Source organism: Arthrobacter oryzae, assembly GCF_037911235.1.
Lineage (GTDB): Bacteria > Actinomycetota > Actinomycetes > Actinomycetales > Micrococcaceae > Arthrobacter > Arthrobacter oryzae_E.
The window spans coordinates 15,651-32,264 of sequence record NZ_JBBLYW010000029.1; the positions used below are offsets into that span (position 1 = coordinate 15,651).

General features: G+C 65.9%; 16 protein-coding genes and 1 tRNA gene. 9 read left to right on the forward strand and 8 right to left on the reverse strand.

Translation table 11 applies throughout. The features are described from left to right. Nucleotides 1-7: 7 nt before the first annotated feature. The 3 genes from WMN78_RS08370 (at nucleotide 8) to WMN78_RS08380 (ending at nucleotide 2,239) form a co-directional block, all read left to right on the forward strand. Nucleotides 8-478: a hypothetical protein gene (locus tag WMN78_RS08370; RefSeq protein WP_340533272.1), complete on the forward strand. Its 471-nt coding sequence runs from the start codon at nucleotides 8-10 to the stop codon at nucleotides 476-478. A 21-nt stretch (nucleotides 479-499) separates the two neighbouring features. Beyond that, nucleotides 500-949, forward strand: coding sequence for an Rrf2 family transcriptional regulator (locus WMN78_RS08375; protein WP_340533274.1), 450 nt, complete (start codon nucleotides 500-502; stop codon nucleotides 947-949). Nucleotides 950-1,078: 129 nt separating this feature from the next. Then, a complete protein-coding gene (locus tag WMN78_RS08380) occupies nucleotides 1,079-2,239 on the forward strand; it encodes a globin domain-containing protein (protein ID WP_340533275.1) in 1,161 nt (386 codons plus the stop codon). Nucleotides 2,240-2,405: 166 nt separating this feature from the next. On the opposite strand, the gene WMN78_RS08385 is transcribed toward WMN78_RS08380, so the two are convergent. Next, on the reverse strand, nucleotides 2,406-4,238 hold the full coding sequence (locus WMN78_RS08385; RefSeq protein WP_340533277.1) for a phosphoenolpyruvate carboxykinase (GTP): 1,833 nt from the start codon (nucleotides 4,236-4,238) through the stop codon (nucleotides 2,406-2,408). A gap of 278 nt (nucleotides 4,239-4,516) precedes the next feature. Between WMN78_RS08385 and WMN78_RS08390 the strand changes: the two genes are divergently transcribed. Next, nucleotides 4,517-4,590 (forward strand) — tRNA-Arg (locus WMN78_RS08390). A 124-nt stretch (nucleotides 4,591-4,714) separates the two neighbouring features. On the opposite strand, the gene WMN78_RS08395 is transcribed toward WMN78_RS08390, so the two are convergent. Continuing rightward, complete coding sequence (locus tag WMN78_RS08395) at nucleotides 4,715-5,443, reverse strand: FadR/GntR family transcriptional regulator (protein ID WP_340533279.1); 729 nt, start codon at nucleotides 5,441-5,443, stop codon at nucleotides 4,715-4,717. Between the two features lie 149 nt (nucleotides 5,444-5,592). Between WMN78_RS08395 and WMN78_RS08400 the strand changes: the two genes are divergently transcribed. The 5 genes from WMN78_RS08400 to WMN78_RS08420 all read left to right on the forward strand — a co-directional run bounded on the left by WMN78_RS08400 (nucleotide 5,593) and on the right by WMN78_RS08420 (nucleotide 11,252). Continuing rightward, the gene (locus WMN78_RS08400) at nucleotides 5,593-7,074 is read left to right on the forward strand and encodes an NAD(P)/FAD-dependent oxidoreductase (RefSeq protein WP_340533281.1); all 1,482 of its coding nucleotides are present in this window, start codon (nucleotides 5,593-5,595) and stop codon (nucleotides 7,072-7,074) included. A gap of 157 nt (nucleotides 7,075-7,231) precedes the next feature. Continuing rightward, complete coding sequence (locus tag WMN78_RS08405; protein ID WP_340533283.1) at nucleotides 7,232-7,969, forward strand: ABC transporter ATP-binding protein; 738 nt, start codon at nucleotides 7,232-7,234, stop codon at nucleotides 7,967-7,969. Further along, nucleotides 7,966-10,002, forward strand: coding sequence for a YhgE/Pip domain-containing protein (locus tag WMN78_RS08410; protein ID WP_340533285.1), 2,037 nt, complete (start codon nucleotides 7,966-7,968; stop codon nucleotides 10,000-10,002). Before WMN78_RS08405 ends, WMN78_RS08410 begins: the two co-directional genes overlap by 4 nt. Further along, nucleotides 9,999-10,616: a TetR/AcrR family transcriptional regulator gene (locus tag WMN78_RS08415; protein ID WP_340533287.1), complete on the forward strand. Its 618-nt coding sequence runs from the start codon at nucleotides 9,999-10,001 to the stop codon at nucleotides 10,614-10,616. Before WMN78_RS08410 ends, WMN78_RS08415 begins: the two co-directional genes overlap by 4 nt. Before the next feature lie 24 nt (nucleotides 10,617-10,640). Next, nucleotides 10,641-11,252, forward strand: coding sequence for a hypothetical protein (locus WMN78_RS08420; protein WP_340533289.1), 612 nt, complete (start codon nucleotides 10,641-10,643; stop codon nucleotides 11,250-11,252). Here WMN78_RS08420 and WMN78_RS08425 read toward each other — a convergent pair. From WMN78_RS08425 to WMN78_RS08450, 6 genes are all read right to left on the reverse strand, one after another. Then, entirely contained in the window at nucleotides 11,147-12,154 is a 1,008-nt protein-coding gene (locus WMN78_RS08425) for an EamA family transporter (RefSeq protein WP_340533291.1), read from the reverse strand. The genes WMN78_RS08420 and WMN78_RS08425 overlap by 106 nt on opposite strands. A gap of 45 nt (nucleotides 12,155-12,199) precedes the next feature. Further along, the gene (locus WMN78_RS08430) at nucleotides 12,200-12,991 is read right to left on the reverse strand and encodes a hypothetical protein (protein ID WP_340533292.1); all 792 of its coding nucleotides are present in this window, start codon (nucleotides 12,989-12,991) and stop codon (nucleotides 12,200-12,202) included. A 90-nt stretch (nucleotides 12,992-13,081) separates the two neighbouring features. Beyond that, nucleotides 13,082-13,609, reverse strand: coding sequence for a histidine phosphatase family protein (locus WMN78_RS08435; RefSeq protein WP_340533294.1), 528 nt, complete (start codon nucleotides 13,607-13,609; stop codon nucleotides 13,082-13,084). Nucleotides 13,610-13,666: 57 nt separating this feature from the next. Beyond that, nucleotides 13,667-13,870 (reverse strand): dodecin family protein, encoded by a 204-nt coding sequence (locus WMN78_RS08440; RefSeq protein ID WP_340533296.1) that lies wholly within the window; start codon nucleotides 13,868-13,870, stop codon nucleotides 13,667-13,669. Nucleotides 13,871-14,139: 269 nt separating this feature from the next. Then, the gene (locus WMN78_RS08445; RefSeq protein WP_340533298.1) at nucleotides 14,140-15,012 is read right to left on the reverse strand and encodes a winged helix-turn-helix domain-containing protein; all 873 of its coding nucleotides are present in this window, start codon (nucleotides 15,010-15,012) and stop codon (nucleotides 14,140-14,142) included. 531 nt (nucleotides 15,013-15,543) lie between these two features. Beyond that, the gene (locus WMN78_RS08450; RefSeq protein WP_340533300.1) at nucleotides 15,544-16,404 is read right to left on the reverse strand and encodes a hypothetical protein; all 861 of its coding nucleotides are present in this window, start codon (nucleotides 16,402-16,404) and stop codon (nucleotides 15,544-15,546) included. Nucleotides 16,405-16,614 lie beyond the last annotated feature (210 nt).

Genomic DNA, 16,614 nt, shown 5'->3' on the forward strand with positions numbered 1-16,614 from the left:
CGCCCGCATGACTGAACGTCCCGTAACGTCCTGGCGGGACTCGGTGCCCGAAGCCACGGCCACCGACCTGGAGAACCTGCTGGGCACCGGCGTCGGCGCGGCGCAGGAGCAGCTCGGGCGCAACGGCGGCTTCCTGCCGTTCGCCCTGGTGGTGGAGAACGACGGCGAGGTCCGCCTTGTCGCCGTCACGCCGGCTGACGCCGAGGACGGCTCCGAGGGCGAGTTCGATGCCGACACGATGATCAGCGACCTCACCGAACTGCTCCGGCAGAACCGGGACGATTTCCGCGCCGCGGCTGTGGTCTGTGACATCACCCTGCTGGAAGAGGACACGGACGCCATCCACGTCGCGGCCGAGCACCGCGACGGATCCGTATTCGCCGCCGTCCTGCCCTACGAACCCAACGCAGAGTCACGCGAATGGGAATTTGGCCAGCTTGCAGCTGATTCCAGCGAGCCCGCCATCTGGGTGGACTAGACCTCCAGTGGGGTTGCTGACATGAAGATCAACGCCTTCGCGGATGTGAGCTTGCGCGCCATGATGGTGCTGGCGGCCGCGCCGGATGGCAACCTGCTGACCACCCAGAGCATCGCCGACGCCGTGGGCACTCCCTACAACCACGTCAGCAAGGCGATGGCCAGGCTCCGGGAACTTGGCGTGATCGACGTCGAGCGGGGCCGTAACGGCGGCTCGAGGCTCAACGCAGCCGGACGCCGGGCCACCGTGGGCCAGCTCCTGCGGCAGCTGAACACCCGGACCGATCCGGCCGACTGCCACTCCCTGAATGGGGACTGCCCGCTCATCAACGAATGCCGGCTTCGCGGCGCCCTGGCGCGTGCGCGGGAGGCCTTCTACCGGGAGCTGGACGACATTGTGGTGTCCAGCCTTCCCGGCACGCGCCAGATGGAGCCGGTCTTCCAGGCGATCGGGCTCCGCCCCGGGCTCTGAGGCCCTGCAACTCCGATTTGGAAATCTCTTCTACGACGTGTAGAACTTAGGTACAAATACTCGTATTTCAAATACATGTATTGATCGCGGTCCGGCCGAAGACCCCGGGCCCTTACCTCAGGAGTTCACATGCTCTCGGACAAATCCCGCCCCGTCATCGAGGCCACCCTCCCGCTGGTCGGATCCCGGATCGGCGACATCACCCCCAAGTTCTACGCCCGCCTCTTCGGTGCCCACCCTGAACTGCTGGACGGGCTGTTCAGCCGCTCCAACCAGCGCTCGGGCAACCAGCAGCAGGCCCTGGCCGGAAGCATCGCCGCTTTCGCAACGCACCTGGTGAACAACCCCGGCACCCTCCCGGAAACCGTGCTCTCCCGGATCGCCCACAAGCACGCTTCCCTGGGCATCACCGAACCCCAATACCAGGTTGTCTACGAGCACCTCTTCGCCGCCATTGCCGAGGACCTCGCGGAGGTCATCACCCCGGAAATCGCCGAGGCATGGACTGAGGTGTATTGGCTCATGGCGGATGCCCTCATCAAGATCGAGAAGGGCCTCTACGCCAGCCAGGCCAACGACAAGATGTGGACCCCCTGGCGCGTTGCCGCCAAGACGCCCGCCGGCACCGGCGCCATGACCTTCACCCTCGAGCCTGCAGACGACACCCCCGTCACCGCCGCCCTTCCCGGACAGTACGTCAGCGTCAAGGTCCAGCTTCCGGACGGCCTGCGCCAGGTACGCCAGTACTCCCTCTCCGACGACGCCGGCACCAGCCGCACCTTCACCACCAAGCTGGACGACGGCGGCGAGGTGTCCCCGGTGCTGCACCACGGCGTCGAGGTGGGCGACATCCTGGAGATCTCCAACCCGTACGGTGAGATCACGCTCAAGGACGGCGACGGCCCGGTGGTCCTCGCCTCTGCCGGCATCGGCTGCACCCCCACGGCCTCCATCCTCCGGTCACTTGCCGAGGCCGGTTCCGACCGCCGGGTACTGGTGCTGCACGCGGAAAGCACCCTGGACAGCTGGGCCCTGCGCGGGCAGATGACGGACGACGTCGAACGCCTTGAGGGTGCCGACCTCCAGCTGTGGCTGGAGGAGCCGCAGGCCGGTGCCAACGCCGGGTTTATGTCGCTGCGCGAGGTGGACCTGCCCGCCAACGCGTCGCTGTACCTTTGCGGACCGCTTCCGTTCATGAAGCACATCCGCAACGAGGCCATCAACGCGGGCATCCCGGCCACGAAGATCCACTACGAAGTCTTCGGCCCGGACATCTGGCTGGCCAGCTGACCCCTCCCCTATCGGTAAGCGCGAACGGACACTTGAGCCCCGGGGCTTCAGTGTCCGTTCGCGCTTATTGGGCTTAAGGATCCGTTCGCGCAACGTACGACGGCGGCGCCGCACCTTTTCTGGAAGGTGCGGCGCCGCCGTCGTAATCACTGTTTGTTGCTGGCTGCTAGTGGTCAGCCATGCGTTCCTTCAGGGCTTCGAGCTCGGCGCGCAGGGCCTCCGGCAGGGAGTCTCCGAACTTGGCGTACCACTCTTCGATGGAGGCCAGCTCGGCGTCCCATTCCTCGCGGTCCACACGGACGGCCTCTTCCACGTGGGCGTGGGTGAGATCCAGGCCGGTGAGGTCCAGCGAGTCGCCTGTCGGCACGAAGCCGATCGGGGTCTCGACGGCGTCGGCCTTGCCTTCGAGACGCTCGATGGCCCACTTGAGCACACGGGCGTTGTCGCCGAAGCCGGGCCAGGCGAAGTCGCCGTCGGCGGTGCGGCGGAACCAGTTGACCAGGAAGATATGCGGCAGGCGCTCCGGGTTGGCCTTGCCTGAGACGCTGATCCAGTGCTTCAGGTAGTCGCCGGCGTCGTAGCCGATGAACGGGAGCATGGCCATCGGGTCGCGGCGAAGCCTGCCGACCTGGCCGGCAGCTGCGGCCGTGGTCTCGGAGGAGAGCGTGGAGCCCATGAAAATGCCGTTGGTCCAGCTCCGGGCCTGGGTCACCAGGGGAACCGTGGTCTTGCGGCGGCCGCCGAAGAGGATGGCGGAAAGCTCCACACCCTCGGGGCTGTAGTACTCCTCGGCCAGCATGTCGATCTGCGAGATCGGCGTGCAGAAGCGGGAGTTCGGGTGGGCGGCCGGCTTGTCCGAATCAGGAGTCCAGGAGTTGCCCTCCCAGTCGGTCAGGTGCGCCGGAACGTCCTCGGTCATGCCTTCCCACCACACCCCGCCGTCGTCCGTGAGGGCGACGTTGGTGAAGATGCTGTGGCCCTTGGCGATGGCGCGCATGGCGTTGGGGTTGGTTCCCCAGCCGGTGCCCGGGGCAACGCCGAACAGGCCGGCCTCCGGGTTGGTGGCGCGCAGTTCGCCTTCCTTGCCTATCCGCATCCAGGTGATGTCGTCACCGAGGGTTTCGACTTCCCAGCCTTCGATGGTCGGGTCGAGGAGTGCGAGGTTGGTCTTGCCGCAGGCCGAGGGGAAGGCTGCGGACAGGTAGTACGACTTCTTCTCCGGCGATGTGAGCTTGAGGATGAGCATGTGCTCCGCAAGCCAGCCCTCATCGCGGGCCATCACGGACGCGATGCGCAGGGCGTAGCACTTCTTGCCCAGGAGGGCGTTTCCGCCGTAACCGGAGCCGAAGGACCAGATGGAGCGCTCCTCCGGGAAGTGGACAATCCACTTGTCCGGGTTGCACGGCCATGCGACATCCGCCTGGCCCGGGGCCAAGGGGGCGCCGAGGGAGTGCAGCGCGGGAACGAAGAAGGCGTTCGTTGCGGTGATTTTGTCGAGAACCTCAGTGCCGATGTTGGCCATGATGCGCATGGAGGCCACAACGTAGGCGCTGTCGGTGATCTCGACGCCGAACTTGGGATCTTCCGCGTCGAGGTGGCCCATGACGAACGGGATGACGTACATGGTGCGGCCGCGCATGGAGCCGGCAAACAGGCCACGAAGCTTCTGCTTCATCTCGGCCGGTGCCATCCAGTTGTTCGTAAAGCCGGCATCGCGCTCGTTCTCGGAGCAGATGAAGGTCTGCTCTTCAACGCGCGCCACGTCGGCGGGATCGGAGAAGGCAGCGAAGGAGTTCGGGAACAGCTCCGGGTTCAGTCTGGTCAGAGTTCCGGCATCGACCAGTTCGTCCGTGAGCCGGGTGTATTCCTCTTCCGTACCGTCAACCCAGTGGATCCGGTCCGGCTGGGTAAGTTCTGCAACCTCTTCGACCCATGCCAGCAGGCCAGCATGTGTGGTGGGTGCTTTCTCAAGCAGCGGCAGTCGTGCGAGATCGCCCATTGCGGTTCCCTTCCTCGGGTTCAGTGGTGTGTCCTAAATGCTAGGGCTCTAGACCACTGAAAATTTTGGGTCAGACATGGGATGTCCCGAGGGCAAAAAACCAAAAACCGCGGAAAATCAAGGAACTGGACACCCCCAAATGGTTCTTTTTGTGAGTAAGGTCACATAGACCGGTCTAGTCGTCCAGATTACATGCGGTTCGATTTGGAACTCTGCGGCAACTCGCGTAAAGTAATTCGAGGTTCGGGGGTGAACGAAAAACTCCCGGAGCCGAGAATGCGCCCATAGCTCAGCTGGATAGAGCGTCTGTCTACGGAACAGAAGGTCAGGGGTTCGAATCCCTTTGGGCGCACAATAGAAAAAGATCCGCACCGGCGAACCGGTGCGGATCTTTTTTGTTGTGCGGTTTGTTTCCGTTTGTTGCAGCGCGAACGTCGGCGCGACGCCGGCTGTGCGACGCGCGGCTGCGGAAGAGCCTACTTCCCTACTACTTCGTAGATGCGATGACGGATGCCGTCGAAATGGTGGTTAAGCCGTTCAGCAGCGAGGGCCTTGTCCCCGCCGGCCACGGCGTCATAGATCCGGCGGTGCGCGGCCGCTGTCTCCGTGAGGTCCTCGGTGCCGGCGCCGACCTCCAGGTTGATCTGCCGGTACACCCTCCAGAAAACCGCGAGCAGGCTGACCAGCAGCGCGTTGTTGAGCGGCTCGAACAACAGCCGGTGGAATTCCGCATCCGCTTCCACAAACGTCTGCCCTGCGGCAGCCAGCTCCTCCATCTGGACCACGGACTCCTCAACCGCAGCCAGCTGGCTGGAAGTCATCGCGTCCATGGCGCCGCCGATCAGGCCCGATTCCAGGGCCTGCCGGACATCCACCAGCTCCAGGGCTTCGTCGCCCTTGTGGCGTAGCGACAGCCTGCCGCGGAACGTCATTCCATCCGTCAACGCATCAAAGTTGCTGGGCGCCACAAACATGCCGAATCCGTGCCGGATTTCCACAACCCCGAGCGCCTGGAGGACCTTGAGGGATTCCCGGAGGGTATTGCGGCCCACGCCCAAGGCAACAGCCAGTTCGTTTTCAGTGGGAAGGGGATCACCCGCATCGAGCTCGCGCTCCAGGATGAGGTCCATGATGTCCGCTTGAAGTGCACGGAGCCGGGTCTGGGCACTGAACCGCGCCTGCGAGGCGACGCCGGATGTACTCATGGGTTCCCCTAACCAAGTGTCCTGAACCACTGCAAGGAGTGGTTCACAGCAACAATATTGGATGTCCCACCTTCTGTTAAGCTCCCGCGCCCCAACAAAGGGGTTTCCAAGCGCCGGGTGCAGTCCGGCGCCGGGCGTAGTCTGGTGCCATGACGGCCAGAGTTGAACGCGAATTCGATGTCATTGTGATCGGTGCCGGAGCCGTGGGGGAAAATGTCGCGGACCGCGTGGTCCAGGGCGGCCTGACCGCGGTTCTTATCGAAGCGGAGCTGGTGGGGGGCGAGTGCTCCTACTGGGCCTGCATGCCGTCCAAGGCGTTGCTGCGGCCAGGAACCGCCCTCCACGGCGCCCAAACGGTCCCCGGTGCCGAGGAAGCTGTCACCCGCACCCTGGATGCCTCCGCCGTCCTGAAGCGCCGGAACTACTTCACGTCGAACTGGCAGGACGACGGCCAGGTCAAATGGGTGGAGGACACCGGGATCGAACTGATCCGCGGCCGCGGCCGCTTGACCGGCCCGCGCGTCGTCGAAGTAGCCGGGCGGGACGGCATCAGCTACCAGCTCACGGCGAGGCACGCCGTCGTGCTGTCCACCGGTTCGGCCCCTACGCCGCCGCCGGTTGACGGCCTGGCGGGGCTCGACTACTGGACCACCCGCGAGGCCACCTCCGCACGCAGCGTGCCGGGGAGCCTGGCGGTCCTGGGCGGCGGAGTGGCGGGCACCGAGCTGGCGCAGGCATTCGCCCGGCTGGGTTCTGCCGTAACGCTCGTGGCCCGCGGCGGGCTGCTCAGCATGTATCCGGAGGAAGCCGCGCAACTGGTACTGGCCGGCCTCAGGGCTGACGGCGTGGACGTCCGCCTCAACACCGGCACGGAGCGGGTCAGCAGATACGGGGATGGCTCCTTCACTGTCGAGCTGGCCGACGGCGCGACCATCCAGGCTGAGCGGCTCCTCGTAGCCACCGGCCGCCGTCCCGCGCTTGGTGGCTTGGGACTCGAAACCGTGGGACTTGGCCCGGCGGACGGCCCAGTGCCGCCGCTTCGCACGGATACCACCGGCCTGGTGGAAGGCCTCCACGTCGCGGCCGGCAAACACCAGGACGACGGCGGAAACAGCCGCTGGCTCTACGCGGTGGGGGACGCGGCCGGCAAAGTGATGCTGACGCACCAGGGCAAATACTCGGCGCGGGCCACCGGGGATGCCATCGCGGCGCGCGCCAAGGGTGAGCTGCAGGGGACGCCGGAGCCGTGGAGCCGCTTCGCGCAGACGGCCAACGAGCACGCCGTGCCCAACGTCGTGTTCACGGATCCTGAGCTGGCGAGCGTGGGCCGGTCCGTCGAGCGGGCGCAAAAGGACGGCTACAACGTCTCCTCGGTGGAACTACCCATCAGCGTGGCAGGGTCCTCGCTGCATTCCGAGCACTACGAGGGCTGGGCCCAGCTGGTGGTGGACGAGGACAGGAAGGTGCTTCTCGGGGCCACCTTCGCAGGACCGGACGTGGCCGAGCTCCTCCACGCCGCCACCATTGCCGTGGTGGGCCAGGTGCCCCTGGACCGGCTGTGGCACGCGGTGCCGTCCTACCCCACCGTCAGCGAGGTGTGGCTGCGCCTGCTAGAGGAGTACGGCCTCTAAGAACAGCGCGAACGGACACGTGAGGCCCCGGATCCGCGAGGATCCGGGGCCTCAAATGTCCGTTCGGCCTGACTGCTTGGTCACACCCCACCGAGTCTATTTGAACTGACCAGTCAGTTTAGTTAGCCTTGAGGAGTAACCTCTGCGAAAGGCTTTCATGCTCTTGGTTCGACAGCTTCATGTGAAAGGCCGGCGGGACGATCTGCTCCCTCCGACGTCACTCCAGGCACGGCGCGGCGAGTTGCTTCTGGTTTCCAGCACCCGCCAGGACCAGCGGACCGCGCTGGCGCTCACCGTGAGCGGCCGGATGAAACCGTCGTCCGGCGAGCTCCTCTGGGACGGCGTGCCGAAGACCAGGCAGCTCCGGCAGGCCAGCTCGCTCGTGGACTCTCCCGGGGTCAATGAGCCCGAACAGCACCTGAGCGTGCGGGACCTCGTTACGGAGGACCTCGCCCTGATCCCCCGGCGCTACCGCGGCGCCCTGCTCAGCAAACCGTGGCTCAAGGTCAACCGGTTCGAGGACATCGCCGGCCTGTGGACCGAGCAGCTTGCCCCGGCCCGGCGCATCGAACTGCTCACAGCCCTTGCACTCGCCAACCCGCACACGGACCTCCTCGTGGTGGACTCCCCCGACCGCCACAGCGCGGATCCCGCGGACTGGCTGCCGCGGCTCGAAGAGCTGGCGTACGACGGCGGCCGGCCGCTCGCCGTCGTCGCCACCGTTGCTGCCCTCCCGGACAAATGGACGGGCCCCGCCGCGGCGATCGGCAACGCCGTCCCCCGTTCTGCGACTGACGGGAGTTTTTGTCCAGATAACGCAGGCAAAACGGCCCCCAAGTCCCTTGATGTGGACCAAAAATCCACTCTTGAAACCGAAACAGAGGACGCAAAGTGACTGTGCTGCGGCTGGCCCGCTCCGAACTCAAGCGCATGACCGGCGGGCTGCTGCCCAAGCTGACCATCATTGCCCTGACCATGGTGCCGCTGCTGTACGGGGCGGTGTACCTTTACGCCAACTGGGATCCTTACAGCAACCTGGACCAGATCGACGCCGCACTGGTGGTGGAGGACACCGGCGCCACGTCCGGCGACGGAACGCAGCTGCAGGCGGGCCGGGAGGTGGCGGACAACCTCATCGACGGGCACGTGTTCAACTGGCAGTCCGTGGACTCCTCCGAGCAGGCCGACCAGGGGGTCAGCAGCGGAAAGTATGCCTTCGCCCTGAAGATCCCTAAGGATTTCTCCGCCAACCTCGTCTCCCCTGGCAGCTTCGACGCCGCCAACCAGGCCATGCTCAACGTGACCACGAACGACGCCAACAACTACCTGCTGAGCACCATCGTGGAGAAGCTGACCACTGCCGTCCACTCGAGCGTGGCCAAGGAAGTGGGCGAGGAAACAGCCAACCGACTGCTCACCGGTTTCGGGACCATCCACACCCAGATGGTCAAGGCGTCCGACGGTGCCGCGCAGCTGTCCGATGGTGTCCGCAAGCTCCACGACGGCACCGTCACCCTGCATGACGGCACCACCCAGCTGAGCACTGGTGCCGGTGACCTCTACGCCGGGCAGGTCAAGCTGCGCGACGGCGCCAGCCAGCTGGACGCCGGCGCGGCACAGCTCAGCGACGGGCTCGGCCAGCTTAAGGACAAGACGGCCGCCTTGCCGGCGGATTCGCAAAAGCTGGCCGACGGCGCCGCCCAGGTGGCCGCCGGTAACGCAACGCTCAACTCGAAGGTGCAGGACGTCGTCGTGCAATTGGACGCGGCGGACCAGGGCCTGCGCAACCGGGTGGTGGAGTCCAACGGCCGGCTAGTCGCTGCCGGGATCATCACCCCGGCGCAGGCGGACAGCATCCTGGCGGACTTCGACAAAGCGGCGGCTTCCGGGCCGGTGGCGGAGGCCAAGGCGAAGGTCCAGTCCGACGCGGGGCAGATCCAGCAGCTCGCGGACGGTTCGGCCGCGGTGAGCGCCGGCGCCGCCAAGCTTGCGGCGGCCACGCCAACCCTGACGAACGCTATCTCACAGGCGTCCGCGGGTGCTGACCAGCTTCACGCCGGGACCTCCGCGCTGGCCGCTGGCGAGCAAAGTGCCGTTGACGGCACCGCGAAGCTCGCCGAAGGAGCCAGGACGCTCGACGGCGGTGCGGCGCAGCTTGAGGACGGCGCCGCCACGGCCGCCACCGGCGCCGGGACCCTGGCCTCCGAGCTGGCCAAGGGCGCGGGCCAGGTGCCCAATCCCGATGACGCCCAGAAGAGCAGCCTGTCGAAGGTCATGGCCGATCCTGTGGCCGTCAGCAACGTCTCACAGGCCAAAGCAGGGTCCTACGGGGCCGGACTGGCACCGTTCTTCCTCACCCTGGCACTGTGGATCGGCATCTTTATGCTGATCCAGGCCATGCGGCCCGTCACGCAGCGTGCCCTGGCTTCCAACGCGCCGTCGTGGAAGATCGCCCTGGGCGGCTGGCTGCCGTTCCTGGCCGTCTCCGTTGTCCAGGCGAGCCTGCTCACCCTGGTGGTGGACCTGGCACTCGGCCTCAACCCCGCGCACCCGGTGCTGATGTGGCTGTTTATGCTGGCGGCTGCCATGGCCTTCAGCGCCATCATCCAGGGCGTGGTTGCGTTGCTTGGCTCCCCCGGAAAGCTGGTGGTGCTCATCCTGCTGGTACTCCAGCTGGTGTCCTCGGGCGGCACGTTCCCCTGGCAGACCACACCCCAGCCCCTGCACGTGGTGCACGAGGTCCTTCCCATGGGCTATGTGGTGACCGGGATGCGGCACCTGATCTACGGCGCGGACCTGTCCATGATCCTGCCCACCGTAACGGGCCTGCTTGGCTACACTGTGCTGGGGGCCGCGCTGTCAACGCTGGCCGTCCATAAGCACAAGTTCTGGACCTTGAAGTCCCTGAAACCGGAGATCGCCGTATGAGCATGCAGGAAGCCGGCGAAAAGAAGCTCCGCCCGGCCCGTACCAACGCCACCAAGCAGAAGCTGTTCGACGCCTCCATGGAGCTGATCGGCGAGCGTGGTGCGGCGGGCGTCACCGTGGACGAGATCGCCGCGGCAGCCGGCGTCTCCAAGGGGACCGTGTACTACAACTTCGGCAGCAAGTCCGACCTGATCGCCCAGCTGCTGCGCCACGGCGTGGACATCCTGCACGCCCGGCTGGTGAGCGTGCAGGACTCCTCCGCCGATCCGTTGACCGCCATGGACGAGATGATCGGCCAGGCGATGGACTTCATGGCCGAGTACCCGTCCTTCGCCAGGCTGTGGGTCAGTGAAAACTGGCGGATACCCAGCGAATGGCAGGACACCTTCGCTGAGCTCCGCGGCCGGCTGCTCGCAGTGATCGGCGGCGCGATCGAGGGCGTGGCTGCACGGTACCCCGTGGACGAAACCATCTCACGGGGGAGCCTGGAGACTGCCATCTTCGGTGCGTGCTTCGTGGTGGGCCTGGACCGCCAGACCTACAACCCTGAACGCACCCGCGAACAGAGCGTCGCGGCCATCATGGCAATCATGCGTGGCTACGTCCGGAAGTAGCCCGCATCGGGGAAGATTACTCACATGCGCCACATGGATAACAGCGGAAGGCTTGCAATCGTTGCGGCAATTGCCGCCGCGGGCCTTCTGGTGCTGACTGCGGTCACGCTGGAAGAGTCCGTGCTGTTCACATTCCTCGGAACTGTGGCACTGGGATACCTCGCCTGCGTTGTCCAGGTAGTGGCCCGGGGACGCCGCCTGGCCCTGCTGGCGGGAGGCGTGGGCACCAGCCTGTTCATCGGTTTCGCCATCGCGTTCCTGCGCATGTGGGGCCTGGCGTTCACCGCAGAGCCGGATGCCCTGGGAGCGGTCGTGACCACCCAGGACTCCGACATCTACTTCTACCTCGCCGCGGTCACCGGCGCGGGAACGCTCCTGGTGCTGTTCGCCGGCGCTGTGTGGCCGGCCGGGAAGCGGCTCCGGTCCGGCCGCGATCAGTCCAGACGCATCCAGCCCGGCCGGCGCAAGCCCGCAGCTGCCGCGCGGCGACCGGCGGCCCGGCAGGCACCCCGTCCGGCCGCGGGCACCACTTACGGGCGCGTCCCCGCGTCCAGGTCAGGTGCCGTCCGCGCTCCGGCAGCCCGGCCATCGCCCAAGTCGCCCAAATCTCCGGCAAAAGCTACATCACGACGTTGAGCATGCCATCGTCGCTGGCCGGGGGTCGCGCCCTGCCGGCCCGGCCGGAGAACGGCGATAGCCACTCCGGCCAGCAGCAGGAGTCCGCCTGCCACCTCGGCCGTTGAAGGGACCTCGCCCAGGACCAGCCACGCCGTCGTCATCCCCACCACCGGGACAAGCAACGTAAAGGGGACCACCGCAGATGAGGGGTAGATGCCCAGGAGCCAGTTCCAGATGCCGTAGCCCACCAGGGACCCGAGAACGGCCGTGTAAATGGCGCTGAGGATGGTCACCAATTCCAGTCCAGCCAGAGTGGCGCCCACGGCAGCCGGGCCGTCGATCAGCAGTGACAGCCCGATCAGCGGTAATGGAACCACTGCGCCGGACCACACCACCAGTCCCAGTCCTGAGGAAGCTTTGGCCTGCCGGGCAACGATATTGCCTGCAGCCCAGGACAGCGCAGCAGCCAGGACGATGAGCAGGGGAAGGACCGGCGCCACCATGCTGCGCCCGACTGCCACCACCGCGAGGCCGGCCACCCCGAGAACGACGCCGGCGAATTGCCTGCCGCTGGGACGTTCACCCAGGATTCCGGCCGCCAGCAGGACGGTCAACAGCACTTGCGCCTGCAGGACCAGTGAGGCGAGCCCTGCGGGCATGCCCAGAGCCATGGCCAGATAGAGGAGGCCGAATTGTCCGGCGCTCATGAAGAGGCCGACACCGAGGATGGCCCGCCAGCTCACATCGGGCTTGCGGATGAAGAAGATCCACGGGAAGACCACCAGTACGAAACGCATGGCCACAAAGAGCAGCGGCGGCACTTCCGTCCCGTTGGCGTGCAGCCCAAGGTCGATGGCAACGAAGTTGGCGCCCCACAGGACGGCCACGAGGACCGCAAGGGCGGAATGGCGAAGGTTCACGCTCCGGGCTGCCGGTTCAAGGACTGCGCGTCAGGGGACGCTGGCTCAGAGGTTCCGCGGACGCTCTCCGGGAGCCCCCTCCGCACCGCGATCAGGACCGGCGTCGCGCTTGGCGGCCGCGCGTTCGGCAGCCGCACGTTCGGCAGCTGCGCGTTCGGCAACCGCGCGTTCGGAGTTTTCACGGCCGGGTTCGTCGTGCTGTCGGATCGTGCCCGGCTCGGCAGTGCCGCGCTCTCCAGTGCCCGGTTCCGCAGCGCCCGGTTCGGCAGTGCCCGGTTCGGCAGTGCCGGGTCCCCGGGTGTGGGTTTCAGTCGTGTGGGCTTCAGTGGTGTGGGGAGTGGTTGCCCCCGGAACGTTGTCCCCGCGTCCGCGGGTTCCGGCTTCCGCCCGCGTCCGGGGCTGGGCAGAAGTGGTCTCAATGTGCCGGTCGGCATCGTGGCGGTCGGCATCGTGGCGGTCGGCATCGTGCCTGGTCTCGTGTCTGTCGGCGTCGCGCCGCTCAGCGGTGACGACGTCCGGATCAACCTCATCGGCTTTGCGGAGCTGCTCCTGCGACGAGGCCCGCACGCGTTCGGCTTCCGCTTGCTTCTCGCGGGCGTCCCGGCGCAGCCGTTCTGCCTGAACCTCGGCCTGCTTGGCATCGGCCTCGGCACGGGCAGCCTTGGCCTCGCGGTCCCGCGCTCCAAGCTCGTCAGCCTTGGCCTTCTCACGCATTTCCGCGGCCCGGTTCCTGTCGGCCTCCACCTTTCGCCGCCGGTTGAAGAAGATTACCGCTGCGATGATCGCAACCACCACAACAACGCCGATAATGATCCCCACAAGCTGTCCTGAGTCCACCTTGATCTCCTTCTAACCTGGGCTGCTGACGAATATCTCCAGTAAACATCACAAACCCCGCGCTGACCATGACGACGCCGGGGAATGCAGCTAGTGCGCCCGCGGCACCTTGAAATGCGTGAGCCGGGCATCCTGGCCGTCCAGCTCAGCCCAGGTCTTTTCGGTTTCCAGCACGGTCAGACCGCTGGTGGGAAACCTCGTGGCGGCGTCCATGTAGGCATCGTGATTGGAATCGCGCGACGCCAGGTGCATGGCAAGGTCCTGCACTCCGGGCATATGGGAGATCACCATCAGCGTGGTCACGGTGTCCGGGACGTGGTTGATTACCTTCAGCATGCGCAGCGCGGACGCTCCATAGAGGCCGTCCTCCAGTTTCGGCGTCGGGGCCTGATCTCCGAGTTCCGCGCATACCCAGGTGCACGTCTGCCGGGTTCGGAGCGCACTGGAACAAAGAATGAAGTCAGGAACCACTCCGTGTTTGCGAAGCCATTTGCCGGCGAGGGGCGCCTCGCGATGGCCGCGCTCTTCCAGCGGCCGCTCGTGGTCCGGGACGCCCCCTGGCCAATCGGCCTTGGAGTGCCGCATGAGGACCAGCCGCCTGATGTGATGCTCGCTCATGCACCAATCCTAGTGCGGCGGCCCTGGCCCCCGGGCCACGGCCGCCCTGCACCGGAATTAGTCATCCAGCACGAAGGTCACTTCCAGCACCACGTGCCAGGCGACGACGGCGCCGTCCGCGATTTCGACTTTCTGTTCCTTAATCCACGCCCCGGTGACACCCCGCAGTGTCTTGTTGGCGCGTTCGATGCCCTCTTTGATGGCAGCATCAAACGAGGTTTTCGAGTTAGCGCTCAGGGTAGTAATACGTGCGACAGACATAGTTCCTCCTGATGGTCGGATGGACGCTCAGAGACTACGCCGCCCCACAAGAAGCCAACAGGGCCATAGGAACTAAGCCGCGGAGGCACATACGCCGAGGTCCGGACGCGCCAAAGCGGCGTTCTGCGTAGCGAGGGCGCTGAAGCGTAGCGGCACATCCCGAAAGCGCCGTTGTTGCGTGAGGAACGAGCGCAGGCGCCGAGGGATCGTGCCGCGAAAGCGAAAGCGCCCGTCCCAGAAGGGAACGGACGCTTCGCGCGGGGCTAAGACTAGATGGAGTATTCCGGAGCGGCCCAGACCACAACCTCAGGGTGCTCGTAGAACCGGTACCCCTGGCCGCGGACCGTACGGACGGTGTTGGCCAGGCGGCCCAGCTTGGAGCGGAGGCGGCGGATGTGGACGTCGATGGTGCGCTCGTTGGGGACCTCTTCGGCGTTGCGCCACAGGCCCTCGAGCAGTTCGTCGCGGCCAACGGTGCGGGTCCCGTTTTCCACGAGGTAGTTGAGGAGTTCGAACTCCTTGAACGTAAGGTTCAGTGATTCGCCGTCGAGGTGCACTTCGCGGCGGGCCAGGTCGATGAGGACGCCGGAGGGCCGGGGATCCTGCGGCTGGGGCAGACGGGCGGTCTCCGTGCGCTGGCGGGAATTGACGGTGGGGTCACCAAAGGTGGACCGGACGACGTCGAGCGCGGAACCCGGCGCGCTGGCGGGGGCAACAGCCACGGCAGCGTAGCTCTCAGCCCCGGAAACGAGGGACTGCGCGTAAGCGCGGATTTCCTGGGCGAGCTTGGCGATGGAGGTGCCGGCTGCTGCTGCGGTTTCCTCGTCAATGCCCATGTAGAGGACGAATCCACGGGCAACATTTTCGTTCGCGACGGGGCGGACGGCGGTGCCGTTGGCCGGTGCAATCACGGGGGTGGGCGCCGTCTGCGGTGCGGACTCGGCAGCGGGTACGGCCCGGAGCTGGCCGTAGGAGTTCGGGTTGTAGCCCTGCGGCGCATAGCCGGGGGCCGGGAAGCTGTTGCCGGGTGCTGCCGGGGCGAACGCCGGGCGGGCACCGAATCCCTGGCGGAGGCCGGAAGGCTGGCCGCCTTTGTTGGCGTTTCGGACGGAGATGTGGACGTATCCAGATGCAACTGACATGGAATGCTTACCTCAATGTGAATGGCCGTCATCGCGGCTCGAATGCTGTCTGTCCCCGCAATGAGATCTGGGGAGGGGCGCCCGACGCTGGGCTAGGGGCGAATGCCTAAAAACTTCTCGGGGTGGGGAAGTTAGGCGTGCATTCGACAACAGCGCATGTCTTCGCCAGCAGGTGGGCTGGTCCAGGATTCTGCGGCTGCAGGTGCTGTTGAGTTCTTGTTCACAATTGAAGTGTGCAACGTAACAATGAAAACTTGCAAGTAACAATGGACGCAATCGTCCGCATCGTGAGACGAAATCCCGCATTGTGGTCCAAATCACGATTCTAGAATGCCAATAAAATAACAGGTGTTTTTCAGAACGATCGATCAGAATTTCAGGAAATCCGAATATTCTTTCTCGAACTGACGGTTTCTGTAGCAAAAATTCAGCTGGTAGGGAATTGCTGAAACGCCTGTTACCGCTTATGGCACATGTCCAGCCCCCGGGCGGACTTCACGGAAAAATTTTCACCCCGGCGGCCCGGACAGCTCAGTTGGACTGACCTGTCAGCGCCGTGGCGACCAGCTGGACGGACTCCGCCGGGAAGCTGTCGCCGTCCTTCGCGGCCACGATTCTTACCATGGCGCCGCTCACGATGTCCGCCACGGTCAGGGTGCCGGAGGAGACTCCGCCAGCTTGTTGACGCCTTTGTTGCTGGTTACTCACCGCCACGTCTGAATCCAGTGAATACGTGCGGCTAAACCCGTCCGTGCTTTTGACCGTCACAGAGTCCGAACTGACCTCAGTGACCGTTCCCTGCTGCTCCACCTTGGTGACGTAGGCGCCGTCCTGCAGCGTCACATACTCGGCGTGAACGGCGGCGGAAACCCCGCTTCCCATGCCGCCCAGGCCCTCCGGGGCGAAGTTTCCGGGGCCGCCCTGTGGCATCCCGCCGTCGGCAAACCCGCCCTGCGCACCGCCCCCGCGGGCGCCCGGCAACGTTTCCTGCAAAGCGCCACCATCGGTATTGGAGCCGGCCTTGGCGTCGGCACTGCCGGCGGCCGCCGCGGAGGACGCCAAGGCGTACATTCCCGCGCCGGCTCCGCCCACGAGGACAACTGCGGCCCCGGCCGCCACCACGCCCCGCTTCACGGTCCACGGCTTCGAACGGCCGTCCGGCCCGCTGCCGCCCCATCCTGCCACGGGCAGCGATTGGGCCTCAGCGGACGACGGCGGCGCTCCCCATCCGTACGCCTGCCCGCCCTTGAAGGGGTTGCCCACCGGGCTGCTGACAGGGCTTGCCGACGGCGCCGGCCTACCTTCCGGCGTCGTCCTGTCAGCGTTGTTCTCCGGAACCTTGCTCTCCGGAACCTTGTTCTCCGGAACCGGCATGCTGTGGTGGTTGTTCATTGCGTACTCCTCGTGCTGCGGGCTTTGTCCTGCTCAGGTTCCGAAGCGTTCCTGTGCGCGGCCTGTGCGGGGCAAGGGGTCAAGCTGTGACCTTCCCTCAGCCGGTTTCACCTTCGGACTGAAGCCCATCCGCGCCATACCGGCCGGGACGGGCCCGCCGGGGCGTCCAGCTCGCTAGGCTGGGATTCACAGCTGGCCCACAGGATTCCC

Bases quoted from the DNA above. Each gene is read 5' to 3' on its own strand.
- WMN78_RS08415 (WP_340533287.1), top strand. From the start codon at position 9,999: ATGAGCATGCAGGAAGCCGGCGAAAAGAAGCTCCGCCCGGCCCGTACC.
- WMN78_RS08370 (WP_340533272.1), top strand. From the start codon at position 8: ATGACTGAACGTCCCGTAACGTCCTGGCGGGACTCGGTGCCCGAAGCC.
- WMN78_RS08375 (WP_340533274.1), top strand. From the start codon at position 500: ATGAAGATCAACGCCTTCGCGGATGTGAGCTTGCGCGCCATGATGGTG.
- WMN78_RS08445 (WP_340533298.1), bottom strand. From the start codon at position 15,012: ATGTCAGTTGCATCTGGATACGTCCACATCTCCGTCCGAAACGCCAAC.
- WMN78_RS08450 (WP_340533300.1), bottom strand. From the start codon at position 16,404: ATGAACAACCACCACAGCATGCCGGTTCCGGAGAACAAGGTTCCGGAG.
- WMN78_RS08385 (WP_340533277.1), bottom strand. From the start codon at position 4,238: ATGGGCGATCTCGCACGACTGCCGCTGCTTGAGAAAGCACCCACCACA.
- WMN78_RS08400 (WP_340533281.1), top strand. From the start codon at position 5,593: ATGACGGCCAGAGTTGAACGCGAATTCGATGTCATTGTGATCGGTGCC.
- WMN78_RS08405 (WP_340533283.1), top strand. From the start codon at position 7,232: ATGCTCTTGGTTCGACAGCTTCATGTGAAAGGCCGGCGGGACGATCTG.
- WMN78_RS08440 (WP_340533296.1), bottom strand. From the start codon at position 13,870: ATGTCTGTCGCACGTATTACTACCCTGAGCGCTAACTCGAAAACCTCG.
- WMN78_RS08380 (WP_340533275.1), top strand. From the start codon at position 1,079: ATGCTCTCGGACAAATCCCGCCCCGTCATCGAGGCCACCCTCCCGCTG.
- WMN78_RS08395 (WP_340533279.1), bottom strand. From the start codon at position 5,443: ATGAGTACATCCGGCGTCGCCTCGCAGGCGCGGTTCAGTGCCCAGACC.
- WMN78_RS08435 (WP_340533294.1), bottom strand. From the start codon at position 13,609: ATGAGCGAGCATCACATCAGGCGGCTGGTCCTCATGCGGCACTCCAAG.
- WMN78_RS08420 (WP_340533289.1), top strand. From the start codon at position 10,641: ATGCGCCACATGGATAACAGCGGAAGGCTTGCAATCGTTGCGGCAATT.